General features: G+C 59.3%; 19 protein-coding genes. 5 read left to right on the top strand and 14 right to left on the bottom strand.

Annotation, left to right across the window (positions count from 1 at the left end; translation table 11 throughout):
- Positions 1-884: 884 nt before the first annotated feature.
- Positions 885-4,007 (top strand): FtsK/SpoIIIE domain-containing protein, encoded by a 3,123-nt coding sequence (locus JX292_RS06940; protein ID WP_239653684.1) that lies wholly within the window; start codon positions 885-887, stop codon positions 4,005-4,007.
- Position 4,008: 1 nt separating this feature from the next.
- Here the strand turns inward: JX292_RS06940 and JX292_RS06935 are convergent, their stop codons facing one another.
- A complete protein-coding gene (locus JX292_RS06935; RefSeq protein ID WP_204862927.1) occupies positions 4,009-4,452 on the bottom strand; it encodes an alpha-N-acetylglucosamine transferase in 444 nt (147 codons plus the stop codon).
- 496 nt (positions 4,453-4,948) lie between these two features.
- On the opposite strand from JX292_RS06935, the gene JX292_RS06930 reads away from it, so the two are divergent.
- Positions 4,949-5,197, top strand: a complete 249-nt coding sequence (locus JX292_RS06930; RefSeq protein ID WP_004005030.1) for a WhiB family transcriptional regulator — start codon at positions 4,949-4,951, stop codon at positions 5,195-5,197.
- A gap of 145 nt (positions 5,198-5,342) precedes the next feature.
- Here JX292_RS06930 and JX292_RS06925 read toward each other — a convergent pair whose 3' ends face one another.
- From JX292_RS06925 to JX292_RS06915, 3 genes are all read right to left on the bottom strand, one after another.
- Entirely contained in the window at positions 5,343-6,917 is a 1,575-nt protein-coding gene (locus JX292_RS06925) for a sensor histidine kinase (RefSeq protein WP_204862926.1), read from the bottom strand.
- 396 nt (positions 6,918-7,313) lie between these two features.
- Complete coding sequence (locus JX292_RS06920) at positions 7,314-8,966, bottom strand: AAA family ATPase (RefSeq protein WP_204862925.1); 1,653 nt, start codon at positions 8,964-8,966, stop codon at positions 7,314-7,316.
- Entirely contained in the window at positions 8,963-9,664 is a 702-nt protein-coding gene (locus JX292_RS06915) for an SAF domain-containing protein (protein WP_204862922.1), read from the bottom strand. Before JX292_RS06915 ends, JX292_RS06920 begins: the two co-directional genes overlap by 4 nt.
- Before the next feature lie 362 nt (positions 9,665-10,026).
- Here JX292_RS06915 and JX292_RS06910 point away from each other — a divergent pair, with 362 nt between their 5' ends.
- From JX292_RS06910 to JX292_RS09090, 3 genes are all read left to right on the top strand, one after another.
- The gene (locus JX292_RS06910) at positions 10,027-10,260 is read left to right on the top strand and encodes a helix-turn-helix domain-containing protein (protein ID WP_044150292.1); all 234 of its coding nucleotides are present in this window, start codon (positions 10,027-10,029) and stop codon (positions 10,258-10,260) included.
- A gap of 992 nt (positions 10,261-11,252) precedes the next feature.
- Positions 11,253-12,077, top strand: coding sequence for a LysM peptidoglycan-binding domain-containing protein (locus JX292_RS06905; protein WP_239653683.1), 825 nt, complete (start codon positions 11,253-11,255; stop codon positions 12,075-12,077).
- 41 nt (positions 12,078-12,118) lie between these two features.
- On the top strand, positions 12,119-12,742 hold the full coding sequence (locus JX292_RS09090) for an Rv3235 family protein (RefSeq protein ID WP_275586152.1): 624 nt from the start codon (positions 12,119-12,121) through the stop codon (positions 12,740-12,742).
- A 74-nt stretch (positions 12,743-12,816) separates the two neighbouring features.
- On the opposite strand, the gene secA is transcribed toward JX292_RS09090, so the two are convergent.
- The 10 genes from secA to JX292_RS06855 all read right to left on the bottom strand — a co-directional run bounded on the left by secA (position 12,817) and on the right by JX292_RS06855 (position 26,555).
- The gene (gene secA / locus JX292_RS06900) at positions 12,817-15,432 is read right to left on the bottom strand and encodes a preprotein translocase subunit SecA (RefSeq protein ID WP_204862919.1); all 2,616 of its coding nucleotides are present in this window, start codon (positions 15,430-15,432) and stop codon (positions 12,817-12,819) included.
- A 333-nt stretch (positions 15,433-15,765) separates the two neighbouring features.
- Positions 15,766-16,401, bottom strand: a complete 636-nt coding sequence (gene hpf / locus JX292_RS06895; RefSeq protein ID WP_204862915.1) for a ribosome hibernation-promoting factor, HPF/YfiA family — start codon at positions 16,399-16,401, stop codon at positions 15,766-15,768.
- A gap of 214 nt (positions 16,402-16,615) precedes the next feature.
- Positions 16,616-17,323, bottom strand: a complete 708-nt coding sequence (locus tag JX292_RS06890; protein ID WP_239653681.1) for a ComF family protein — start codon at positions 17,321-17,323, stop codon at positions 16,616-16,618.
- A gap of 192 nt (positions 17,324-17,515) precedes the next feature.
- Positions 17,516-19,234, bottom strand: a complete 1,719-nt coding sequence (locus JX292_RS06885) for an LpqB family beta-propeller domain-containing protein (RefSeq protein ID WP_204862910.1) — start codon at positions 19,232-19,234, stop codon at positions 17,516-17,518.
- Positions 19,235-19,491: 257 nt separating this feature from the next.
- Positions 19,492-21,255 carry an MtrAB system histidine kinase MtrB gene (gene mtrB / locus JX292_RS06880; protein ID WP_204862906.1) on the bottom strand — a complete coding sequence of 588 codons (1,764 nt, stop codon included), beginning with the start codon at positions 21,253-21,255 and terminating at the stop codon, positions 19,492-19,494.
- A 48-nt stretch (positions 21,256-21,303) separates the two neighbouring features.
- Positions 21,304-22,005, bottom strand: a complete 702-nt coding sequence (gene mtrA / locus JX292_RS06875; protein WP_204862904.1) for an MtrAB system response regulator MtrA — start codon at positions 22,003-22,005, stop codon at positions 21,304-21,306.
- Between the two features lie 56 nt (positions 22,006-22,061).
- Entirely contained in the window at positions 22,062-23,378 is a 1,317-nt protein-coding gene (locus JX292_RS06870; protein ID WP_204862903.1) for a methionine synthase, read from the bottom strand.
- On the bottom strand, positions 23,368-23,781 hold the full coding sequence (locus JX292_RS06865; RefSeq protein WP_204862902.1) for a chorismate mutase: 414 nt from the start codon (positions 23,779-23,781) through the stop codon (positions 23,368-23,370). Before JX292_RS06865 ends, JX292_RS06870 begins: the two co-directional genes overlap by 11 nt.
- Before the next feature lie 39 nt (positions 23,782-23,820).
- Positions 23,821-25,032 carry a tRNA 2-thiouridine(34) synthase MnmA gene (gene mnmA, locus JX292_RS06860; protein ID WP_204862901.1) on the bottom strand — a complete coding sequence of 404 codons (1,212 nt, stop codon included), beginning with the start codon at positions 25,030-25,032 and terminating at the stop codon, positions 23,821-23,823.
- 278 nt (positions 25,033-25,310) lie between these two features.
- A complete protein-coding gene (locus JX292_RS06855) occupies positions 25,311-26,555 on the bottom strand; it encodes a cysteine desulfurase family protein (RefSeq protein ID WP_204862900.1) in 1,245 nt (414 codons plus the stop codon).
- Between the last annotated feature and the right edge of the window lie 162 nt (positions 26,556-26,717).

Here is a 26,717-nt window from a genome sequence, read left to right as displayed (position 1 = left end):
CACGCGGGCGGCGGGGAAAAACCAGACACGTGTATTTGCGAGACCCCTTCCTACGCGGAGTGCACGGAGCCTTCCACGCCGACAGCTCGGGAGTGCTGTGGCGCCCAGCAAATGCTCCCGCACGCAAATCTAGAAGAGTCCAGAACAATCAATCACAACCCATTGTTTGGAACGAGCCATTCCTATTAGGGTCATCTCTCTGCGTTCTTCGAGCCCCCAACGTTTCAGGTCCGAGTCCTTCCGGGCGCGCAGCACATTCCACTCCCAGAGACAACACTGACAGGTCTCAGGATTCCTCAGCTATCTCTTTCAACAACAATCCCTTTGAGCCCGTCACGGTCAACCCTGCCCAACCCCGCAAACTCAAGCAGATTCTACTCAGCATCTGCCTGCCCATCCTTGTGGGCCTAGCCATTGCCCTGCTGACCGGCCTATGGTTTCTGCTACTTATGTCAGCAGCTTCCTCCCTGCTCATGCTCCTACACTTCTTTGGGAGCAGAGCCGAAAACCGTGCGGGCCGCGCTATGACCCGCACGGCGGCCGAACAAGAGGAGCAACGAGCATTGAATCTCCCCACCGCTGCAAATCTGGCGTTCGCAGAAACTCCCCCAGCCCCTGCCGTGCTCCCCGCTCAGCCTTGCATCGTGCTCGGATGCGGCCCTCGGCTACCCTACCTACGCGGGCGTAACCTAACGCTCGCCTCACTCCCCCAGCTCCCGAGGGCGCCCCACTACATCCCTTTGCCCACCGCGGCGCTTGGGCACCGCCTTTCGCTCGATGAGGGACACCTGCGTGCTTATCTTGTTCAGCTAGTTGCCGGTTATCCAGGAAATATCGCAATCCTGCTCGGCTGTCCTGCGAGCGCGGGACAGAAGCAAATCAACATGCTCTTGCAAACCCTCGCCGTAGCACCCCGCGTCAGCGTGTATTCTCAGCATCTCGGGACAAGCGCTGAGGAACGGCAGGCTCTTCACGATACCCTGCGCGGCGAGCTTTCTGCACAGACCCCTCCCCTGCTGATTGTGCCGGAGGATGCATGCAATATTTATGCTCCGCTCGTGCACGCGCTCCAGGCTGAGGCCAAATCCGTCGAAGCTACAGCACGGAACGGCGCGCGGGCTTCCAAAGAGCCCAAGGGTACATCGGCGGCTCTATGTATCATTGCCGCCCCCGAAGAAGCTTCGCACGTGGCATCTGCTCGTACCGACTGCGAGTCTCTCTTCACAGCAGGGTGGCTCCAGTGCACCAGCGAGGGGAGCCACCGTCAGTCCATTCGTTATGTAGCCCGGCATTACTCGAAGCCTCCGGAGCAACCCAGCGAGGGGGTCCTACAGGTGCATCCTCTTCTCCTCAATGGTCTGTGCCTGTATGCCGATGGGTTGAGTGTCGAGGCGTTTGTCCCGGCTCTTGGCTATCTCTATCGGAGCGCAGAAGGACCGCAAGCAGGCAAAATTAGCGACGTTCAGGTGCATCAATCCGGGCATCGGTTCTCCTCCCTGCGGGCAAAGAAAAACGAAAGGTGTGAAGAGGGGATTAACCTATCTGCTGAAGGGCTTAGGGAACGGTGGTCGAGGGGGCTTTATGCTGAAGACGTCCGCTGTTATCTGGGGGTTTCGCAGGCGGGCTCGCTTTCGCTCGGCCTTTCGGAGCACGGGCCCCACTGGTTGCTGGGCGGCACCACGGGTGCCGGTAAATCCCAGCTGCTACGTTCTCTGGTGCTGAGTACTGCCTTGGCCTACCCGCCCGAGCGTCTCGGGCTGATTCTGGTGGATTTTAAGGGTTCCGCAGGCCTAGGCCCTCTCGCCGAGCTACCCCATACGCTGAGCATCTTGAGCAATTTCGATGTTTCCGCTGTTGAACGCGCCCTAGAATTCTTGCGGGCAGACGTCCATCGGAGGGAAACAGATTTGCAGGCGGCCGGGGTCAATTCCTACCGCGACTACCTCGCCGATTGCCGGGCTCGAGGTGTACTCCCCCGATACCCCGAGCTACTCATCGTCGTAGATGAGTTCCGCATGCTGATTGATTCCATGCCCGATGCGATGACAGAACTTATGCGCATCGCAACGATTGGTCGCTCTCTGGGTCTGCACCTCGTTCTTGCTACGCAACGCCCCCAGGGCACGATTTCGCAGGATATCCGCGCTAATATCGCCACGAGTATCTGTCTACGTGTGGCCAGTGCGCAAGATTCCTACAACCTGCTGGAACACGAAGCAGCCGCCTATATCTCGGCCGCTCAGCCTGGAGCCGGGTACGTTCGCCTGCCAGATGGGCGCTCCCTTGCGTTCCGCGCGCCCCTCACGGATGGTGTGCCCTCCGAGGTGCGGACGGTTCCCCCGAAGGTCTTCTCACTCGAGCCTGAGGGGTGGAGGTGCATCAACGTCATGGAGGAATCACCTCGGGAACACTACGGGGAAGACGAGCGCCTCACCCGCTCAATCAGAGAAACCTTCAGCGCAGCAACAGAGCCCTGCGGTGCCTCTGGGCGGCACGGCATTTCGGGTACGGTCGATGGACCCAGCGAGAAAGAGAACGAAGGATACTGCCCCATCCCCGAGGAGCTACCCGATTCTCTGCCCCTGCCGCTTCTGCCCGAAGGGACAGAGCGAGGGAACGGGTATCTGCTGGGAGAATTGGAGATCGCTCGTTACGGTGTTCGCAGCTATTACCAGTGGAGCGGCAAGCAAACCCTGGGGATTCTGGCTCAGAGCGCGGAACGTATCCCCTTCCTTCTGAGTCTGATTGCTCAGGCGCTATCAGCCAACACCCCGGTGGTTCTGCTCACCTCCGACGGTTCCTTCCAGCGGGATATGGAACCTTATTCTCCGTTCCTTGAGGTGCTTGTGGGGCCGCAAGAGCTCCAGCATCTGCGTTTCTGCCTTGAGGAGCCGCGAGAACAGCACCTACTCGCCGAACGTGAAGGGCACCGTCCGCTCATCATCGTGGACGGTCTGGACGGATGGCTGGATGCGCTCATCCGCCATCCCGATACAGAGAACCTGCTCTACGATGTGCTCTCGCAAGGCTACCGGCGCGGCTACTCGGTGCTGTTCACCTCTGCGCTGAGCCCGAGAGGACGCTTCGGCACGGTCGCGCATTCCACACTGTTGAGCCGCCGCTTCCTCGATACAGATCTGATGCGTTCGGCCAGCCGCGACTACCCCGTCCCGGCCCAGGGCCACTACTGTGTTGAGGGGAGCATCAACGATGAGTTCATCGGGGACCAGCCGCTTACTGCCTCCGTGTTAGCTCCCTGCACGTCGTCTCTCCGAGACTTTGGGGCGTATGCGCAGCCGACTGCGAGTGCTTCCGCCCAGAAAAGTACTTTGTTACGCCAGTTCCCGGAATATTTCCGTATGCCCTCGGAGGAGTATCTTCATGTGGCGCACAAGACCTGCAATCCTCAAGATGAACGACTTCTTGTGGGGTTTAACCGCCGTCATCTGCCCGTATGGCTGGGCGCCGGGCGTGGAACTATTATTCCCGTCCCGGGCGCCCGGTCGACGGGTAAGAGCACGGTACTCGAGAGTATCCGTCAGCTCAACCCGCATCTGAAGGTGCTCTGCATCAAGGGCGGTGACGGCTCCGCACCACTCACGGAGGAAACGGTACGCTCACTGTTGGCTGGGGTGGATTATCCCGCTCAGACTCTGATACTCGTCGATGATTTGCAGTACCTTTCGGCCGGGGTGCAGAACGTTCTGCTGGAGCGCCGCGGAGCCTTTCGCGCGGTCTTCGTGGCCTACACGCCCTGGCCGAGGAGGGCCTCTTCCCCGCTACTTTCGGCGCTTATGGGGTGCTCACGTGCGCTTCTGCTCGCGCCCGCGTCCCTGGCGGAGGCTGATATCTGTACGGTGACGGCGCTTCCCGCAGATCGTTTTACACGGGGTGGGCAGCCAGCCGGACGTATGGTAGCGGTGGACGGTAGCGCGGTTGAAGCGGTACAGGTTCCGTTACCGAAGGCCCTCGATACTCGCCCTATGGCAGCGATAACCAGGCAATAGCCTAACGGCGACGGCCAAGGCGGTTGGCTTCTTCGCCGCGTTCCTCGGTGACGGCCTCAATATAGCGGCGGCTACTAGGTAGCAGCACAAAGATAAAGGCCATCGCTGCACCAATGACGCCCGCCACGATCAGAGGGTTGAAACCCTCAATACTCACACCGTAGGTACTCACGCTCTGAACCAGCGTGCTGGCGGTGACCCACAGGGCGCAGAGGGTCATCAGGATCATGGGCAGACGTGAGCCGTAACGTCCACGGTAGAACCGCAGGGCGTAGAAGGTCATACCCGCGGCGATGAGTATTTGAAGTACGCCACCGACTATGCCCTGGGCAGGCTCACCATGAGAAAGGAGGATGGGGTACAGGACGCCTCGAATCAGAAGGTAGGCCGCAAAGATTTCGGTCAGGATGAAGGCGTACAGGACACTGAACGGGCGTGGCGTCATGGGGTCTCCTCGGAGGCGGGCGTGCTCTCCTCTGCGGGGCGCGCGGTCGGTGATTTCTGGGCCGCTTGCACATCATGCCGCACAGGGGCCTTGGGTATTGTTCTTACACAGATGCTTCTCCCCCGACGGAGACAGATACCTAAAATGTACCGCTCCAGGAAGAGCTCTCCGTTCCATTCTATCCGGAGTATAATGCGGCGCCGAAGCCGGTGAAAACGTCATCAATTCTCCCGCCGAATTGATCAGTGTTCACAATGCGACCCTTCGGAACCCTTATTAGACAAAGGTTTACCTTAGTGATAGATGCCTCAGTGTAATACTGAAATTTTTAGCTTAAAGCACTTGTCACTTCAGCCCCGACGTGCGAAAGTTGATAAGTCAAATTTCACCCTAACTTGGAGCGCATGCCCCAACAGTGGGTCTATTTGATACGCGCACAGGAATAATAAACAGCATCTCGCCTCGGCGGGACTGCATATAGAGAAGGAGGTCCGCCGTGGATTGGCGTAGTCGTGCAGCTTGTTTGGACAAGGATCCGGAGCTGTTCTTCCCCGTTGGAAACACCGGACCTGCCCTGTTGCAGATTGAAGAGGCTAAGACTGTCTGCCGCTCTTGCGAAGTTATTGACGTCTGCCTGAAGTGGGCCATCGAGACCGGCCAGGACTCCGGCGTATGGGGTGGCACCAGTGAAGATGAGCGTCGCGCCATGAAGCGTCGCGCAGCTCGCGCCCGCCGTGCATCCTAACTTCCGGAGTATTCAATAGGGCATTAAAAGCGTGGTGCAGTGACTTATCGGTCACCGCACCACGCTTTTGCTATACCCGGAGTCGTAAGAAACCCGGCCGCGGAGCCCTAAAATCAAGATTCCACGCCCCGGTCCACTGTTCACCCTACAGGAGGAGAGCCTTAATAATCACGCGCGTACCGGTCGGTTCGTTGGCTTCCCAACGAATTGAACCGTTGAGTTCGCTCGCCACCAGAGTGCGCACAATCTGCATACCCAGCCCCTCTTTGCCGCTGACCGGTCGGTACGCGCTCGGGCCGGATTCTTCAATTTTCTTATCACCCATACCCTTGCCGTCATCGGCAATAACGACGGTCAGGGTGTCTTCCCCCTCACCGTTGGTACCGCGAATACCCTCGAGCGTCACCGTTCCAGTTTCGCCATCAAGTCCATGCTCCACGGCATTGGCAACAATCTCATTAATGACTAGTGCCAGAGGAGTTGCGAACTGACTCGGCAGGGCCCCAAAGGATCCCAGCAGTTTAGTCGTCACATGCTGACCGGGAGAGGCCAGCTCGGCTGCCAAGTGGAATTGACGCTCAATGAGCTCATCAAAGTCGACGTTCTGAGTCAGGCCCTGCGAGAGTGCCTCGTGCACGGTAGCAATCGTGGCCACGCGACGCATTGCCTGTTCCAAACCCTGGCGCGCCTCGTCGGTGGTCATGCGGCGCGACTGCAGGCGCAGCAGAGCAGACACCGTCTGCAGGTTATTCTTCACACGGTGGTGAATCTCGCGAATGGTTGCGTCCTTGGTCATGAGCTCCATCTCGCGACGGCGCAACTCAGTGACGTCGCGGCAGAGAATCAGAGCTCCAAGACGCTCAAGGTGTGCCCCTCTCTGCTTGAGCAGAGGGATAGCACGCATGGTCACGCGTGCTCGGGCGATGGTGAGCTCCGTCCGCAGGTCGCTACGACCGGCCAGAACCAGCTGTAGGGTCTCGTCCGCCTCCTCGCCGGGAGAGAGCATCGCACGGGTTACGTCGGCCAAGTTACGCTTCTCAAGGTAACCGGTCATACCCATACGGGCGTACATCGAATTGGCGTTGGGCGATGCGACAACCACGCGGCCGGTCGGGTCGAGCACGATAATGCCATCAATCGCGCGGGGATTACCCTGAGTGCGGCTACCCTGAGCCAGAGGGTCGGGCCACAGACCGGTGTGCAACATGGTCAGTAGCGTGTCAGTGACAAACTCGTAGACTTCTTCACTCAGAGTGGGATAGGTATGAGGAGCGGCAACACGATGGCTAGTGAGTAGCGCGATAGTGCGGTTATTACGCACAATCGGCACGAAGGTGACATTCACCTCCGGGCGATAACCCACGCCTTCTCCCCTACTCGGGTCTGTATAGGTACTGATATTCTGAGTCGTCCACGCACGATAGGCTTCGTCACGAATACCGTCTTCCATAGTGTGGTTGATGATGTCGTGGTGGAAGAGAGTGCGGACGTTGGAGGGACGCACATGGGCGAGGGCGGCGAAGGTACTGGTTTCGCGGGGACCGGAAACGGCGTCCGGGGAGGTGCCATCGGCAACGACGTAGTCAGTGGGGAACCAGAGGACAAGGTCGCTCTGGGCAATGTCAGAGATAATCTGCCATTCTCCCATGATGAGGTGAACGCGTTCGATATCGCCGGGGCCAAAGTCGCAGGCGCTCAGAGTTCCTTCTGCAAAAGACATGTTTGTGTGCTTCCCGTAAGTTCAGGTATCTTCAACCATTTTATGCGGTTGCCCGCCCGAGTCCCATTTCAGGCGGTAATATTTCGGCCAGTGTAACGTGCATGTCTGAGAGCTCGCTTGAAAGCGCCGTGGCGGCCTTCCACCGTCACAGGGACGGCTAGAAAAAGCAACGATACGAGGCAATCTCATGACCTACGATTTCCCTAAACAATCCGTTGCCCAGAGCAAGTTGCCCAGAGCAAATCGTTCTTACGCTATATAGCCCTTCGAAAAATATACCCGACGCATCACATCCGGTGTACCCGCGAGGGGCTACCGGGCGCGAGACGCCGGGTATATCTATGGGGACTGAGATATACGAAGGGCAGAAGTGACTGAGTCGTGCGAGAAAGGAGGTCAGGTCACAGGCTGTACCGCGTACATTCCCTCCAGCATCGCATCGAAAGCCTGCACCAGGGCGTGTCGAGGCGCTACCTCCAGGAGGGCTTCCCCGTTACGGCGTAGGCGATCCATTATCTTCCGTTCGTAAGGAATCACTCCATTCAGGGGAACGGAGAGGTAGCGGGACCAGTTATCGCGCATTCTTGCCTCGGGGTTGAAGCCCGCTGCTTCACGCCGGGAACGGTTGAGCCAGTACTGCACGCTCGCACCGGGCGCCATGAGATCCGGCCTCTCCTGAACCTCACGGGCCAGGTTAATGAGACGAGGCAGACCCACCACGTCGGCTTCTCCCACGACAATCACACGGTCAGACTCCGCCAGGGCGGTGAGGGTTGCGGCATTGCGGCGGGGTGCAGGGCCATCAAAGGTGAGCTCCTCATCCATCTCGATGGGTGCGGCCACATCGCAGATGATGATGTCGTAGCGGGGCTTGAGCCACCCCAGCACCTCGCTAAAGGCACGAGCACGCACCTCAGGCCAGCGAGAGGCTGAGGTAATTCCACTCAGAAAGTCGAAGAATCCCTGCTTGAGCGGGACCCGTTCCATGATTGCTCCGGCTTTCTTCTCATCGAGCTGCGCGCGGTCAGCGTCCGAGCAGATGATGGACAGACCCGATCCTGCGTCTTCTAGGGCCATGAGTGCGTCAAGGCTGGGGGCGTAGGTATCCGCATCAATCAGGCACACGCTCTGCCCTTTCTGGGCGGCCAAAGCCGCGAGGTTGAACGCGATGGTGCTTCGGCCGGGTGCGCCGTGGGTTCCCCAAACGGTCAGAATCTTGCCGAGGCGATGCCCGGATTGGTAGCGGACCGGGGCTGCGGGATCCTGAGTGATATCAGGATGCTGGGGCAGGCTGTCCTCAATCTCCTCTTCGAAGCGGCGGGTGTATTCGTTGCCGGGAGCGATTGCATCCACGATGGCGGCTGCGCGGGCCAGCACGGATTCTTCATCACTTGGAGACACCGGCGCCTCGGGGTTCTGATCTACAGGGTTGGACGCTAAAGAACTGTTTTCATTCCCTGCAGAAACTCCATACCCGTATGGAGCAGTGTTGGCTTCGGCGTTCAAAGCGCTGCTGTCCAAATCGTAGCCGTATGCTCCACCCGACGAATCAGGTAAGGAGCGATCTGCCTGCCCATATCCAAGATCGTAGCCGTAGCCTACCGCGTTCTGACCCGCCGCATCGTAGCCGTAGCCGGAAGGATCCGCAGTTAGGGCATTTCCGGGCATTGCGCTGAGCGTCGTTTGATGCACACCGTACATGCTACGAGGCCGCCCTAGGGCCGCGTCGACAGCTCGTTCGATGGAGCCCAGAATCTCTTCCAATGCGGCATCGGTGCGGATGCGGTGAACCTCAGTGGGTAGCGGCAGGTTTTCGGGCGCGATGACAGCGAGTAGAACCTCGGATTGAGCGAGAGAGTCAACTATCGATGCGCTCACCTCAGAAGGAACGCGGACGCAGAGCAGTACCCTGGCGATACCGGTATGGGCCATGCCGAGTGCTTCACTGAAATCTTGTACGGTGCGGGCGACCGTAATGCGCCCGTGTTGGGTCTCAATACTTTTCAGGAGTGTACCGTCGTCGCCGTAGAGAATAATCGGGATGTTCATTCGCCCTCCCCGTAAGTGCCGGGAATGAGGCTGAGCTTCGAGTCGCTGTTGCTTTCCTGCACGATAGCGGCGACGGCTTCTTCCTTCACCCACAGTTGCACGGTGGCTTTGCCATTGGCACCGAGTACTCCTTCGTCCACAGCGATTGAGGCAATCTCAGCGTTGGTCACGATAGCGTGGGCGCTCGAGGAGCTATTCTCGGCTGCTTCCTGGCGTTTGGAGTCCTGGTTACGGGGCCCTGAGGTCCATACATCTACGCGTTCCCCCGTCTTCAGTGTGGAGGCGGCGGTACGGTCAATGGTGATGGTTGCGAGGCGACGGCCGGAGGGGGTTTCGGCACCGACTGCGTCCTTGCTAATGAGGTTTCCGGCGGGGATGCGTTGCGTTGCAATTTTCCCCTGGGTCAGACTGGTGTCGGCTCGAGTGAAGTACTTATCTTGGGCAGCGTCGATATTGGCTTCCACGCGGGCGAGCTTATCGTCGGTAATTTTCTCTCCCATGCGGATTTCTGTTTTGGCAGTGTAGTACTCAATTTTGTGGTTGTTCGCCTGCACGTAGAGCTGAACACCTGTCATGGAGACGAGGACCAGGAGAATCCCCAGAATGAATCTCCAGTCTTTGATGGTAGGCCTCTTGAGGCGCTTAGCGTGCGGTTCGGTGAGGGTAGAACGCGTCGTCGCGTTCTGTCGTGTACGCATGTGGGTTGTGGCCTTTCGGTATGGAAGTTCGGCGGGTCGCCGAGTCGTCATATTCAACTAACCGATGAGCGAGTGGAGTGTTAGACATCTCTATGAGACTTCTAGGAGTCTAACCCTAACAGGATATTTCATTTAGTGTATTCACTCAACAATACTTTCGCTTATGAAATATTCACGCACATACCCTTATTTTCGGACACGATTCGATAATATTTCAGGCAGTATAAGGCTTTTGCAAGCAATTTTTACCCCAGTGTCATATACTGAAGATACTCTATAGATGTTCGATGAGAACTCTATATGTAGTGCCGCGATATCGTGACACCGGGGCCCAAGATTCCACATATGGAAAGGATAGATTCATGACTGCACCTCGCTTCCTTACCCTGAGCGATGTCGCTGAAGAACTGCAGGTTTCGCTTTCGCAGGTGCGTGCTTTGGTGCGTAGCGGTGAATTGCCTGCAATCCAGATTGGCGGCCGTAATCAGTGGCGTATCGAACGTTCGCGTTTCGAGGAGTACATTACCGAGCGTCACGAGCAGACTCTGGAAGCCATTGCTTCCGGTAAGCTAACTGCTAAGGCGAAGGCTGAGTAATACAGCATTACTGGTTTTACCGAAGGCGCTCTGCCTGGTGTCTGTAAGGGCCCGTCCCCTCTGGTGAGGGGGTGGGCCCTTACTCCATTTCTGAACGATTATTTTTATCCGGTGCTACTATCCGGTGCGGAGTGAGCGCGGAGCTAACGAGAGATACGCGCAATGACGGCACTTAGGCGCGCCAACGGAATGATTCGAACCCCCACACCGGGAGCCCTCGCATCCCGAGATTCGTGCGCATAAGATCCTCGTTCGTAGATGCGAGGATACTGTCCCCCATTGAGGAGGCGCAGCTCCAAAAAATCAGCTCCCACGCGCTCGATGACCCCGTCGTAGCTGACAGCTCCGCCTTCAAGAGAGAGGCGGACTGGTTCGCGCGCTACTGCCAGCGCTCGCAGGGCAAGTTGCATCTTCATGCGGTATCGCCCAGGGTGGACTTCTGCGCGACCGGGCGCACGGCCCCCTTCCCACCAGAGCATACCCCGCAGAGGGACAAGGATGCTCTCACCGCGGGATTCAATACTAATCCATTCCTCTCCCACGGTGTCGAGAGTCCCCTCGTAGACCTGCATATCTGTCGCGCAGACCCGAATGGGTCCACCCTTTTGAGCTAGGAGACGATCATCAAGAGCGATGGTGGAGTATTGCACGCGTGCAATCTGGCGGGTATCTTGTTCGAGCTCCCAGGCCCGTTCGGAGGCCAGCCGAGCTTCTATATCCCGAAGGAACTTTTCCATACTCATAGTTCGACCCTACCGGATACTTAGGAATCTTGAGACGCGACAGGCCCTCAGGTCCCAATATGGCAAAGAATCGCTCCTCATGCCTTGCGTTCGAGGAAAAAATTAGAATTTTCATGCATTTTGATGTGTTTTGTTGTCCAAAGATGGATATATAGGGTATAACTAGAGTACAAATACAGTTACCAAACACACTCATTGGAGGTCATCGTGGACCAAACAATAAAACATACACACGGTGTAAGCGGCGTAGTGTCCTGCCCCGAAGTGTTCCATTCTGAGCCACAGGCCAGTCGTCAAGACATCGTTCTCTTCATTGCTCCACCGGTGCTCTCAGCGATTGTGCTAGCTGCCCTCTGCGCCTACCTGCCGAGCCTTCCCTCTGCTCACCCGCTCACCGACGCGGTGCTCCTCTGCACGGGAGCCTCGGCAATCCTCATCACCTGCTGGTGGATTGTCAGTTTCGTCTGCACCCTCTATGAAGCTCGAACCGCTCGTCAAGACATCCACCCGTTGGAGCCTCGTACGCCGAGAACACCGCGCATTTTCCGCCCGCTCTTTATGCGCCGCATCGTTCTGACGCTAGGCGGCACGGCCATTGGGCTTGGTGCGGTCTTAGCACCGGCCCACGCTACAGAGGCTCCTCACTCCCCCGGCTCAACCACCCAGACCGCCTCGTCGATAACCTCGGATGCGCACCCAAGCGGACATCACACCGACAGCCTATCGGTCGCATACCGCGCTGAATCGGACGATGCGCAAATCATCGCCCTCGGTGAGATTCCCCTAGCCCCGAGCCACACCCAATCCGCAGGATCGCCCCAGGATCGTAGCCCGTTCTTCACTCCCTCGCACAACGCCCAGGGCATCTATACCTACACGGTACGTGCCGGAGATACTTTATGGTCCATCGCCGCCGAACAGCTGGGCGAAGGCACCGAGGCCTCCGTTATTTACGATTACACCCTCGACATCTACAGCGCCAACCGCGAGGCGCTGGGGCGGAACGCCGATGTGCTGTACGAGGGACAAGTACTCCAGATTCCCGAGCAGCCGCTTCAGACGTCCCACCGCTAACCAGACTTTTTCTCCACACTATTTTCAGAAAGGAACCCGTCATGGGCTTCACACATCTTCTACCCCCGCTCCCCCGCCGCACCTCAGCACTCCGCACGTTTCCTCCCCCGAACGCTGACTCCCCAACGGCCAGCCCTGTCCCGGGCCCTTCGCAAAAGCTCCCACAGGCGCCAGGCACCCTGGCCCTTGTACAGGCCCGAGGCTTTACCTCCCCCGTATCGATTGTTCCTCTCCCGCGTTACGAGCAGACCACCTCAGGCCGGGCACCTCGCCCTCGAACTGGCCGCCCTCTGCGTCCTGCAGACGCTATCTCCCGCCAAATTGAGGGACGTTGCGTAGGCGTAGCCATCGCATACCTTGAAATCATGGCTGCACGACGCTCGCGCCAGCAGCTCGCCCAGTGGGTTTCGGCTGATTGCTTCCACCGCTTGCTGCCGCGCTTTCCCAAGAACCCTCGTCAGGTCCCCGCAGAACAAACGCTCTCAAAGCCTCCGATGCTACTGCGGGTTCGCGCTCAGCGGGTCAATCCTAAGCTCTACGAGGCGGTTGCTCTATTCCGATGTGGCCAGAGCATCAAAGTAATTGCCCTGCAGGTCCGGGAACTTCACGGAGCCTGGTTCGTTACCTCCATCGAACAACTGCAGAGTCAGACAGACGTAAACTAGCGGGTATACGGAGAGGGTGCGAATCCAATGGTGGATTCGCACCCTCTCCGTATATTTCTGGGTTTACGCCGAGGCTACTTCTTCTGAGAACGCGCCACATGCACCTGAGTGTGGCCGTCCTCATCAGGGGCCGAGTACTGCAGGAACTTCGGGCGCGACGGCTCAGCCAGGCGCACGGCAGAAGCCTGAGTACGCTGCTTAGACAGGTCCAGGTTGTACAGGTAGGTCACGGTCTCTTCGCGAACAGCGTCGAGCATTGACTGGTACATGTCGTAGCCCTCGCGCTGATATTCGACCAGCGGGTCACGCTGAGCCATCGCACGCAGACCGATACCCTCCTTGAGGTATTCCATCTCGTACAGATGCTCGGGCCAACGCTGACCGATGACCGAGAGCATCACGCGGCGTTCAATCTCTCGCATGCTCTCTTCGCCGACGCTCTCCTCACGCTCGTCATACACGACGTGGGCGTCCGCCAGGACTTCCTTCACAATCTGATCGCGGGTAATCTTGGTGCGGTCGCCGGCGTCCTCTGCCAGGTCATCCGCGGTAATGGAGATGGGGTACACCTGCTTGAGGGCGCTCCAGAGGTCCTCGAAGTCCCAGTCTTCAGCGTGGCCTTCAGAGACACGCGCGTCAATAATGGAGGTCAGAACCTCATCCACGAAACCGGAAATCTGTTCCTTCAGGTCATCACCGTGAAGAATACGGCCACGGTCCTTGTAGATGGCCTCACGCTGGCGGTTGAGCACATCGTCATACTTGAGCACGTTCTTACGCTGCTCAGCATTACGGCCCTCAACGTTGGCCTGCGCGGTAGCAATAGCGCGGCTGACAATCTTGGAATCCAGGGCCGAGTCCTCGGGGGCAGCAGCCATGAGGCGGGTTGCCATGCCGGTGTTGAACAGGCGCATGAGCTCATCGGTCAGCGACAGGTAGAATCGAGACTCGCCAGGGTCGCCCTGACGGCCGGAACGACCGCGCAACTGGTTGTCGATACGGCGAGACTCGTGGCGCTCGGTACCGAGCACGTACAGACCACCAAGCTTGGTGACTTCCTCATGCTCTTCAGCAGCGACTTCTTCGCATACCTTCAGAATCTCGGGCCAGCGGGCCTCGTACGCTTCAGAGTTGGTGTTGGGATCAAGACCCAGCTCACGCATCTTCTCGACGGCCTCAAACTCAGGGTTACCGCCGAGCATAATGTCGGTACCGCGGCCGGCCATGTTGGTCGCCACGGTGACGGCGCCCTTACGACCCGCCTGAGCCACAATCGCGGCCTCACGTTCGTTGTTCTTCGCGTTCAGCACCTCGTGGCGCACACCGGCCTTCGCCAGCTGGCGCGAGAGGTACTCGGAATTCTCCACGCTGGCGGTACCGACCAGAATCGGCTGGCCCTTCTCGTGGCGCTCCTTAATGTCCTTCACGACCGCTTTGAACTTGGCGATTTCGTCGCGGTACACCTTATCGGGGTTATCGATGCGCTGCACACCCTTGTTGGTGGGAATCGGCACGACGCCCAGCTTGTAGGTGTTCATGAACTCGGCTGCCTCGGTCTCTGCGGTACCCGTCATGCCCGAGAGCTTGTCGTACATGCGGAAGTAGTTCTGCAGGGTCACGGTCGCCATGGTCTGGTTCTCAGGCTTGATTTCGACGCCTTCCTTCGCCTCAATCGCCTGGTGGATGCCGTCGTTGTAGCGGCGGCCCGGCAGAATACGGCCGGTGTGCTCGTCCACGATCAGAACCTCGCCGTCGATGACCACGTAGTCCTTGTTGTTGGTGAACAGCTCCTTCGCCTTAATGGCGTTGTTCAGGAAGCCAATAAGCGGGGTGTTCTTCGACTCGTAGAGGTTCTTCACGCCCAAGTGGTCTTCCACCTTGTCGATACCGGACTCAAGAATACCGACGGTGCGCTTCTTCTCGTCTACCTCATAGTCCTCATCGCGCTTGAGCATCGTTGCGGCGATACGCGCAAACTCTGCGTACCAGCGGTTTGCCTCGCCCGCGGCGGGACCGGAAATAATCAGAGGGGTACGCGCCTCATCAATCAGGATGGAGTCGACCTCATCGATAATGGCGAAGTTGTGGCCGCGCTGAACCTGCTCCTCCACGGTCCAAGCCATGTTGTCACGCAGGTAGTCGAAGCCGAACTCGTTGTTCGTACCGTAGGTGATGTCTGCGGCGTACTGCTTGCGACGCTCATCAGGCTCCATCGAAGAGAGAATCACACCGCACTCCATGCCTAGGAAGCGGAACACGCGGCCCATGAGGTTCGCCTGATACTCAGCCAGATAGTCATTCACGGTCACGATGTGCACACCCTTGCCGCTCAGCGCGTTCAGGTATGCGGGCAGGGTCGCAACGAGGGTCTTACCCTCACCGGTCTTCATTTCAGCAATATTGCCCAGGTGCAGTGCGGCACCGCCCATCACCTGCACATCGTAGTGACGCTTGCCCAGGGTACGCTTGGACGCTTCACGAACCACCGCGAAGGCCTCCGGCAGCAGAATATCGAGGGACTCGCCGTCCTTGACACGCTCACGGAACTTATCGGTTTCTGCTCGTAGCTCCTCATCAGTCATGGATGCGAAGCTATCCTCGAGCGAGTTCACCGCCTTCGTGTACGCCTCGAGCTGTCGCAGAACCCTCTTATCGCCGGTTCGGAGGATTTTCTCCAAGAAAGATGCCACTGAGCTTCTACTCCTTGATTGTCTCGGTACCCTCACCAAGGGCACGCAAGAATGCGCGCGGTGAGGCCTTCCTACATATTGTATGGCAGAGCCGCCTAATTCGCCCGTCCGAGCTCTTTTTTACGCTCTACGCTCGGGCCGTGAGCCAAGAGCCCGGCGGCACCCTGCGCGGGGCAGACAAGAGCCCGGGCCCCGTAGCGGACCAACCGGCAATAATACGTAGTGCCATGCGTCCGTCAGGGCCCGGGCTTTTCAGAGTGAGGGGTTAGAACCCGTTACCAACGCCTCACAGAAGATTTCTCAACGGTATGAGCCGTCAAAACCTCTGGCCGGTTAGTCCTCGGTCAGAGTGATGATGCCGTAGCTCCAACCCTTACGGCGGTATGCCGCAGCCGGGGCGCCGGTTTCGCTGTCAATGTACAGGTAGAAGTCGTGGCCCACCAGCTCCATACGATCAACAGCTTCCGCAGCAGTCAGGCGCTCACCCTTGAAGCTCTTGTGACGAATCTCGATAGGAGACGCCGCTTCATCAGCCAGAGTAACCTCGCTGTTATCAAAGGCGGCTTCCTCCACCGGAACATCCGGCAACAGAATCTCGGTAATCGCCTCACCCACAACAGGAATCGAGCCGGTAGCGTCAGCTACAGACACCGGGTGCTTGCCACCGCGCTTTGCCAGCTTACGGCGGTCGCGTGCACGGCGCAGACGCTCCAGGAGCTTACCGTAGGTCTCATCAAAGACCGCAAACTTATCATTACCCTGGGCCTCAGAGCGAAGGACCGGGCCGGTACCGACCACGGTAATCTCAACGCGGATAGACTCACCGCCAAGGTTGCCTTCCTTGCTGAACTTGACGTCGATATCCTTCACGTTATCACCGAGCTGAGCAAACTTCTGAACCTTCTCGTTCACATACTCTTCCAGGCGTTCGGTGACCTTGATATTGCGGCCGTAGATGTTGACTTCCACGATCATTCCCTCCAGTTCGGGGGTTTATACCGCGTCCGGCTGGACCCGGTACGGGGGCCGACGACGATGCCGTCCCTTGCCTATATTCTAATACGAACGGATGCCGTACATCACTATATGTGACAAATATTCGTCTACGTTACTCTCTATTGATCAATAGTCAGAACAATCAGCAGACCCATTCGCAGGAAAGACACATCTCACACATCAAGTTCTAGGGCGATGCCTTTTTCGGAACAGAGGCCACCGCGCACACACCCAGCACCACGGAACCAGCCTCATGCAGAACACGAACCATCTCGGCAGCCGTTGCGCCTGTCGTTACCACATCATCACAAATAATGCACAGCCGCCCCGCAACCAGGGCTGGCTCCAGCACGCGCAGGGCCCCGTGCATCCGCTCGGAACGGGCTACCGCAGATAGGGTCTTCTGCTCCCCTCCGCCGGAGGCGCCACCCAGGAGCCCAGCCAGGGTACCCGCAACATCTCCAATACTTCCCCCATCATTCCGGGATGAGGCAGATGCGTACCCCACGATGTCCAGGGGCATCACCCGCAAGCTGGCGGGAAGGCGCCCCTTCAACCGACGGGCCGCCTCACGGGCCAGGAGCGTAGCCGGGGCATAGCCTCGACGACTCACACTCGAGGACGATGAAGGAGCCGGAATCAGAAGAACCTCACGCTCAGTGGCACCGAGTACAGAACTCCTCCCAAAATCCTCTCGATGTGCCCGCAGCAGCTTGAACACACACCGGGCCAGGGCATCCCCCATCAACGGCACAAGATCGGTTCGTCCCGCGTTCTTCATTCCCAGAACAACCCGGGGCACAATCCCGTCATAGCGCGAAGCCACCACGGTTTCCGGAACATCCTGCATCGGGTCAACCCGCTCAGTCTTAGCGCAGGCTCGCTTCCAGCGCATCAAACACTCGTCACAGAGCGCGGGCCCCGAACCATACGGCAGAGCCACAGAACAGCAGGAACACGACCGCGGCAGTAGCAATTCGCCCAAAGAGCCCCACGCACGAGCCGCCCAGTCCGCGGAGCGCCCCAGCTTCCGGCCCGAGACTCGCCCAAAACTCACACCACGCTGTTGTACATTCATGCGCGTTCCCTAGCCGGCGTAGCTAATCTCGTGCAGGAGAGTATCCAGACGAGTCCAGCCACGTTCCTCCAGCACATAGCAAGAACCATCGGAACGGTGAGCAATAATGTTAGACGTGTTATCGGCCGTCGACACGCTCATCACACCATCCAAGCGATCCAGCTTCGTCTCTTCACCACTCAGCGAAATCACCTCGGACTCGCCATTCTTCACGTTGACCACCACAACGCTCTGGTCACCGGCCCAACGCGCATTGCGAGGCACCACAGAGGAGCTAAGACGAACCATCTCGGTCAGGTTGAGCGGCTTACCAGCATCGTCACGCACCACACCCGAAATAATCACAGCCGATGCACCCTCCGTCGAGGCAACAACCGCGATGCGCGCGCTATCGTGCGACACATTAATGCTGGTGAAGCTCAAATTGCGCGGCCAGGACATACCAATATCGACCCCGCGTTCACGCTCCTGAGCATCCTCGGAGTTTGGCTTGAAAGCACGCACCGTGCCCTCAGCATCAGCAACCCACACCCAACCATACGCGTCAAAGGTCGGAGCAGTCAGGTTCGAGCCCTGCCACACACGGCGGGCAGTCCCTTGATACACCGTGTACAGGCTACCTGCATCATTCGCCAGACAAGCGAACATATCACCCGAATAGCTCATCGCAGGAGCACTCAGCTGGCTAACGCCGCGCAGAAGCATCTGCTCGCCCGAAGAACTCATGTAGTTGTCACGAGCTACCATCTGCCCGTTCGCAGTAATAGCCACGGTACGGTCAGGAACAGAAAGCGTCAACGACACAGGCGTATACCCGTTCGGGGCCTGCTCGGGAATGAGAGCGCCGTTATAGTACACCTCGGTCTTCTCCAAACCAGAGAAGTTGCTGAGTCCGTGAACAATCTGCTCGCGAATACGCGCCAAACGAGAATCATCCAAACGCTCACCCGTCAGACGCACCGTAGCGTCCTGGTTGTTCACCAGGCGCGCCTCATCCAAGGTCATAGAATCTGTCAGAGCAGAAAAAGCGACACCCTTCAAATAGGACGCCGGTCCGGACATCAGCGTACGCACCAAAAGATCAAAGTAGTTCTCAATATGCGGGAACCATCGGATATCAGGCACCGCATACCGGAAGGACCGATCATAAAAGTACAGGCGATAAGGGCTAAAAACCCGCTCAAATTCACTGCCGTCAAGCCACAATCCGTCAGGACACGAACTAATACGCCACTGACCGTCTTCCTTCACCAGCTTGAAATCCTGAGTCTCAGTCTGCGCCTCAGGGAAAGTACTCGTCAGACCCTGACTGTTCACCGTAGCAGTCTGCTGGAAACGCACGTGGTAAGTGCTCTCTGCCGGCTCGGACGAAGAACCCCCCTCATCAACCCGAGCTTGAACCGTATTGCGGTACACGCGGGTCGTACCAATAGGGTTCCACCGCTGGCTATACGAGGTGCTGAGATACTGCCGGGCCACCGCATAGTTCTCAATACTGTCAACCCCCGCACGAATAAAACCCTCAATAATAGCCTCAGGGGTGGCACCGGTCAGCGGGCCAGATGCGCGTGCCGGGGAAGTCTTCGAATCCTTCGCCCCCAGGGTACTACTGTGCTGCGTCACGCGGTCGTTCGAAGGAAGACCCGCGCAAGAGCTGAAGAGAGCCGCCAACGAGGCGACACCCGCAGAGAGCGCAATACGCCGAGAGAAAACAGCGCCCTGGGGCATAGGGGTCAGACCTTCCTCTAAAACAATGACGTTATGGCCGTCGTTCCCACAGAAGTAACAACGGAGTGAAAATATACGTTCCTCGATTGTACTGGTTAGGTACCTAGTGCGCGCAATGTGACGAGGCACAGCGCGGGTGTGAATCATCATCGAGTGCAACAACACACCGGTAGCCACACCGCGCTTCGTCAGGGAAGGAACGAGCACCTGAGAAAACCGGTCCCCTGACATCCCGAGCACAGTAAGTCAGGGCGAAGCTACCCTTCCTTACCCTCCGCAGCGTCCTTCTTCTGACGCGGATCAATCGAAGGCAAGGTATCCTTCGCAATCGCAGGGCGACTGGTTGACGCCTCCGGCTCACCCGTCGCCAGAACCGGGGACTCCCCGAGCGGGGCACCATGAACCAGCGGAAGGTTCATCGTAAAGCAGGCGCCGCGGCCCTTCTCACCCCACGCCTCAAGCGTGCCCCCGTGCAGGCGTACGTCCTCAGCCGCAATCGACAGACCCAGACCGGTACCACCCAAAGTGCGCTTACGCGAAGTATCAGCACGCCAGAAACGGTTGAAGACCTGAACAGCTTCATCCTCAGACAAACCGATACCATGGTCGCGCACAGCGATACCCAAGTTCGTCGCATTCGCGTCAACATACACGTCAATCGGCCGGGATTCACCATGCTCAATTGCGTTATACAGCAGATTGCGCAACACACGCTCAATACGCACACGGTCCATATCGACCATGATGCTCTCGTGATTAGTGTGCACATTCAGCTTCGTATTCGTACGCTCCAAGTGAGGCAGAGCCTCCTGCAGAATATTCGACAGCACCTGGATAAAGTCCTCAGTGTCAATCGTCAGCATTGCACTACCAGCGTCGAAACGCGAAATCTCAAGCAGGTCGGCCAGCATCGACTGGAAACGATCCACCTGACCGTGCAAAAGCTCCACGCTTCGCACCTGCATCGGAGTCATATTCTCACGCGAATCATACAGCAACTCAGTACCCAGACGCACCGTAGACAGCGGGGTGCGCAACTCATGCGACACATCCGACACGAAACGCTGCTGCAAAGTCGACAGACGCTCCAACTGAACAATCTTCTCCTGCAAGGAATCAGCCATGCGGTTAAAGGAAATACCCAGACGCGCCGCCTGGTGCTCACCCTTAACCGACACACGCTGATCCAAATCGCCGGCAGCCAAACGTTCCGCCGTGATAGCGGTCTGCGTAATCGGGCGCACCACAAATCGGGTCACAAACCACACTACAGACAGCACCACAGTCAGCAGGGCACAGAAACCACCGAAAAGCACAAAGTTAATGTGCGCAATCGTTGCAGAAGAATCGGTCATGTCATACACAGTGAACAGACCGTAATTAGGGTTCTGTGCGATAGAAATATGCGTACCCACGATGAGCACGGGGTAGGTGCGCTCACGATTATTCTCAACCGTCGTCACCGTAGAAGTCTGCCAATACACACCGTTCTTATCGCGAACAGTGTTCTTAAAATCCGTGGGAATACTCGAAGAGTTAAGGAACTTATCGCTACTCTGCTCAGGAATAAAACCCTGCTTACCCTGCCCCTCCAACGGCACCAGAATCCAGCTACGCTTACCCGACGCGCCCGCATCCAACACCGTCAGCGTGCGGCTCACGTTACGGCGAATCTCGCTGTCGCTTCGCATCTCGGAAGAATCCAACACGCTCTGCACGTTACGGAAACCACTCATCGACTCCTGTAGCGCCTGCGACTTCTGGTTCTCAAACAGACTCGTCGCAATCTGACTCGACAGGGACCAACCCACCGCCAAGAAGCTCAAGAACATCAGCACACCAGCAGTTGCCAACGCACGGAACTGAAGGGACTCACGCCAGAGCCTGCGCATCCGATGCGGCAGGCTTCGACGCGGCTGGTGGTCCTCCCGCGACCGAGGGGTTCGGGTACGCGAAGAGGCGGAGGCAACCGCCTCCGCCGCCAAAGCGCCGTGCTTACGGCGCAACTTCGCAACAGACAATCAGATTATCCCTTCGCCGCTGTGGTGAGAGTCATCGTGTGTTACTGCTTAGTTCGCGGAGGAACCAACCAGTTCAGACGGAATCTTGTATCCAACGCCACGCACCGTCTGGATAAAGCGATCCGCGCCCAGTTCGTCAAACTTCGCACGCAAGCGCTGGACGTGCACGTTCACCAAAGAATCGCTCACATCGGTGTAACCCCAGACCATGTCCAACAGCTCCTGACGACTCAAAGCCTGGCCCGGGTGGCGCACCAGAGCAGCCAAAAGATCGAACTCCAGCGGAGTCATCGGAACCTCAGTGTCGTGATATTTGACCGTGCGGCCATCCATATCCATGACAATATCGCCAATCGAGACAACCAACTGACGGCTCTCACGCGGACGCAAGCGAGTACGGATGCGGGCCAACAGTTCAGCATGCTTAAACGGCTTGGCGATGTAGTCATCTGCGCCAGCCTCCAGGCCCTTCACCACATCCTCAGTATCGCTCTTAGCGGTCAGCATGATAATCGGCACGTTCGAAGAACGGCGAATCTGCTGGCACACCTCAATACCGTTCATTCCGGGAAGCATCAGGTCCAGAAGAACCAAGTCGGGAGTGGAGCGCATAAAGGTTTCAAAGGCGCGTGCACCGTTCTCGCAAAAAACGGCGTTAAACCCTTCCTGCGCGAGCACAAGACCGATCATCTCCGCCAGGGCATCATCATCATCAACCACCAGAATGGTGTGCGCGTCGCCTACGCTCACAGTACCTCCCTAAAAGAATTGTCGGAATTACTTACACCAAAATGTCATTCCTCTAATCATACCCCGCACTCGCCCAGAGCCCTGGCACACTCTGTCACTCGCGTCAGAGAAGCCGTTGCTTCCGTAAGGCTCAACGAGGCGTAGCCTCCAGCGGGCAGGCGGGCGTCATCGGGCATGAGGCCCACGGAACTTAACTGACGGACCTCTAGCCCCACCTCGCGCCACAGGCTAAAAAGGCGTCGTGCCTGGTGAGGCACCATTTCCTCGGTGACGACCGGCAGCCAGACGCGAGCGCCCGCATCCACTAGCTGAGCGACAGGTTCCCAAGAACGCGGGTCGCTCAGAGGAGGCACATGCAGCATTCCAGCCCCACGCGGACGGGAACGGTCAGGATGCAACATCAGGGCGCAGGACAGGTCGGGCTTGGCGACGGTCTGCATAGTTTTGAGCAGCTCGAGCGCGTCCAGGCTCGGGGCGGGCTTGACGCTCACCTTCGGCGCGCGCAACGGCTTCACCCCGGTACCGTCAATACTCAGGATGACCTGCAGGTTCAGGTCGGTGCACCGCTCCACCAGGCGCCGGTACACCTCGCGATAGACGTGAGGTTCGAGCGCCGGCAGGGTGCGGAAGCCGCTCACAGTGGGGATAGACCCCTCCAGCAGGCGCTGAAATTCAGGCTCGTCAAATTGCACAGCCAGCGGCGCGTTCGGGGATTGCAGGGCCTCCCGCAGAAGAATGAACCAGCGTTCCATCCCCTCGAGGAAAGAATCCAGCAAATCGCGGCTCGCGCCAGCATCGCTCATCGCGCGTTCGCCGCCGGGCAGGTACACCTGCGCGGCCAGGCTCAGCGGGCCGGTGAGCTGAACCTTGTATACGGGACGGGTAGGGGCCTCTCCCCCGGCCTGTTCAAAGGTACGACGGCCCGAAGCCCGCGAACCCACTCGGTCGGCCAGCAGGTTAATGGTGGAAAGAAGCCGGTCCTCTGCCAGGGCCGACTCGCGTGCTCCGCGGCCGGTACTGTGCACCATACGCCAGCCGAAGGACGCACCGTCAAAGGCGATTCCCTCGCAGATTGCCAGGGTGCGAGCGGTCACGGTGCCCTTCCAGCCGGCCGCCGGTAGCTGCGGCAGGTACAGCAGATGCGGCGCCCCCAGCTCCCCCTCGATGCGGGCCATCGCCTCCGCCAGGGAGGTTCCGGGAAAAGGTCCGGTGCCGCTGGCGCGCACCAGGGGGCGTTCAGTGGCGAGAGCCGCGAGCTCCCGCTCGTCCAGCTCGTCGCCCTCGGGGGCACGGTACTCGCCAGGCATCAGCAGGCGCTGAGGCGTCGGTTCCAGCGCAGGGCCTCGCACACCCCGGCGAGGGTTAGTCGGCATGATCAGCCGAGATAGGGTTCTCGCCCTGCTCGTCATCCTGCTGCTCAGCTGCGATACGCATGTGGTGACGAATCACCTCAGAAATAATGAAGTTCAGGAACTTCTCAGCAAACTCAGGGTCCAGGCTGGACTCCTTCGCCATGGCGCGCAGACGAGCAATTTGAGCTTCCTCACGGCCGGGGTCGCCCGCCGGCAGATTGTGCTTAGCCTTGAGCAGGCCCACACGCTTCGTGGCCTGAAAGCGCTCCGCCAGAATATGCACGAGGGCCGCATCGAAATTGTCGATGGAGCGGCGCATCGCGAAGAGCTCCTCGTAGACCTCGGGCGCAACCTCATCACCCATGGAGGTGGCATAAGGGTCAAACGGGACGGGTTGGCTCTGCTCGGGGGTGGGTTCGGTCATGAGGATCTCCTCGGGTAGGTTATCGGTGCTGATGAAGTATTACGCGGATTGGGCGTTGAGGGCTTCCTGAATATCCTCGCGGTTCAGGGAGTATGCGCGGGCAATCGTGGACTGTCCCAGCACACGGGTGCCCTGGTAGAGCACCATGGTCTGGCCGGGGGCGACGCCCGAGAGCGGGTCCAGCAGGCGCACTACTGTTTCCAGGCGCAGCGCGCCTTCTTCTTCAGATTCGGGGTCGGGGGCCCAGGTCAGGTACGCCTTGGCGCGCACCGGGTCGGCGTGTGCACGCACCTGCGCGGTCACCTCAAACTCTTCGCTGCGAGCGCCTGGCTGCTCCGGTTCCTGCAGGAAGCGGGCTGCCTGATCCACCGGGACTCCCGCCCAGGTGGCGCGGATGCCGCGAATCTCGTCCACGGCCAGAAGCTCGCGGGAGCCGACGATCACCTCGTTCTCCTGGGGTCGCACCTCCAGCACGAAACGAGGCTTGCCGTCGGGGGCGGGGCGACCCAGGGCCAGGCCCTTGCGCTGGCCGACCGTGTAGGCCTGGGCGCCGGGGTGCTCGCCGAGTACCTGACCGCTCGTGTCCTTGATGAGGCCCGGACGCATCTGGATGTGCTCGCCGAGCCACGCGCGGGTGTCGCCCTCGGGAATAAAGCAGATGTCGTAAGAGTCCGGCTTCTTCGCCACGGAGAAGCCGCGCTCGGCGGCCTCCGCGCGTACTTGCGCCTTCGAGGGTGTGTCGGCCAGGGGGAACCAAGCGTGCTTGAGCTGCTCGTGGGTGAGCACGCCGAGCACATAGGACTGGTCCTTGGCCCAGTCGGCGGCGCGATGCAGTTCGCGGTTACCGTCCTCGTTCGTGATGACGCGGGCGTAGTGGCCGGTCACCACGGCGTCGAAGCCGAGGGCGACGGCGCGCTCGAGCAGGGCCGCGAACTTGATCTTTTCGTTGCAACGCATGCAGGGGTTGGGGGTTCGCCCGGCCTCATATTCGGCGATGAAGTCGTCCACGACGTCTTCCTTGAAGCGTTCCGAGAAGTCCCACACGAAGAAGGGAATACCCAGCTGGGAACAGACGCGGCGTGCATCCATGGAGTCTTCGAGGGTGCAACATCCGCGGGAGCCGGTGCGCAGGGTTCCGGGCATGCGCGAGAGGGCCAGGTGCACACCCACGACCTCGTGACCCGCATCGACGGCGCGGGCCGCGGCCACGGCGGAGTCAACGCCGCCGCTCATAGCTGCCAGAATCTTCACTACGCTATTCCTCGTTTCCGTGGCCGTATCTTTCCACGCGGTGCGCGGAGGGATGTTTGGCCTGTCATGTGTTGGTGTCGTCTACACGCCGATGCTCTATCGGCTGCCTCGGATGCGCGGGCGCGCAGAAGCACGGGCCCGGGGCTGTAGCTACCTATTGTACGCAGAGCGATGCCCCGGTACCGGGCAGTGCACCCTCAGCGAACCTCCGGTCTAAGGGTGGAATCCGGGGCGGCGGGGTGTTTTGGATGGTTCTGGGACGTTCTAAGCGAGAATACTCAGTGCCAGCGGGATGCGTCCGGCAGCTGAGACGACAACCCGGCCTTGGCGGCCTGGGTGTAGGCGGTGGGCAGGGCCGCGATGAGGCGCGCAATATCCGCACCGGTGCTCGAATGCCCCAGGGTGAAGCGCTGGGCGCTGCGGGCAGTGTCCTCATCCATGCCCATGGCGATGAGCACGTGGGAGGGGCGGGTCACCCCGGCGTTGCAGGCCGAGCCGGTGGAGCTGCTGATGCCCTGCATGTCCAGCAGGAAGAGCAGGGTGTCGCCCTCTGCGTTCTCGAAGGTGAAGTGCGCGTTGCCGGGCAGTCGCTTCTGGCCGGGGTATTCCTCGGTGAGCGGGTCCTCGCCGCTCAGGTGCGCCTGCGGAATGAGCGCGCTGACGGCGGCCACCAGTTCGTTGCGTAGCGCGGCGATGCGGGCCGATTCCTCAGGCAGGTGCTCAACCACGTGCACGGCGGCTTCGGCGAAGCCCGCAATGGCGGGGGCGTCGATGGTACCGGAACGCACGGAGCGTTCCTGGCCGCCTCCGTGCAGGACGGGGGTCATCTGCACGGCGCGGGTGGCGACCAGCGCGCCGATGCCCATGGGCCCGCCAATCTTATGGCCAGAAATGGCGAGGGTGGTTGTGCCACTAGCGTGGAAGTCAATCGGCACTGCACCAAAGGCCTGCACGGCGTCAGAGTGCATGGGAATCCCGTACTCGGCAGCAATGGCGGCAATCTCGGGGATGGGCTGCACGGTGCCCACTTCGTTGTTGGCCCACATGACGGTCACGAGCGCGACGTCATCGGGGTTCTTCTCGATGAGCTCGCGGACCGTCTGCGGGTTCACGCGGCCGCGTTCGTCCACGGGAATCCATTCGATGTGTGCGCCTTCGGCCTTTTCAAGCCACTCGCAGGTGTCTTCTACCGCGTGATGTTCGATGGAGGAGACAAGAATTCGGGTGCGCTGCGGGTCTTCCTCGCGGCGCTTCCAGTAAATGCCCTTGACGGCGAGGTTATCCGCCTCGGTGCCGCCCGAGGTGAAAATAACCTCGGCGGGGTCGGCGCCAATGGCGCGGGCGATGCGTTCGCGGGCGTACTCGACGGTAGCGCGGGCGTCGCGGCCCAGGGCGTGCAGGGAGGAGGGGTTGCCGCCGGCGCGCATCTGCTCGACCATCGCATCGATGGCGGCGGGAAGCACGTCGGTGGTTGCGGCGTGGTCGAGGTAGACGCGGGCCGGCTGCTCGGATGCTGTGCTCATGGGTTCCTCCTGGTTGCTCGCGAATCAACGGGACACGATTGGCTGGGGTGCGGGACCGCACGCGCCGGGTGTGCACGCCCACTTGGCCATTCTAGCGCGTCCCCTTATGTGCGTTGGCTTTGTCCGTTCCCTGCTTCACTCCCCGTTCGCTTGCGTCGTGCG

The organism is Rothia mucilaginosa (genome assembly GCF_901875305.1).
In the GTDB taxonomy this organism is placed as follows: Bacteria; Actinomycetota; Actinomycetes; order Actinomycetales; family Micrococcaceae; genus Rothia.
The sequence above is the reverse complement of the archived record's forward strand: the minus strand, read 5'-3'. Positions and strand labels throughout refer to the sequence as shown.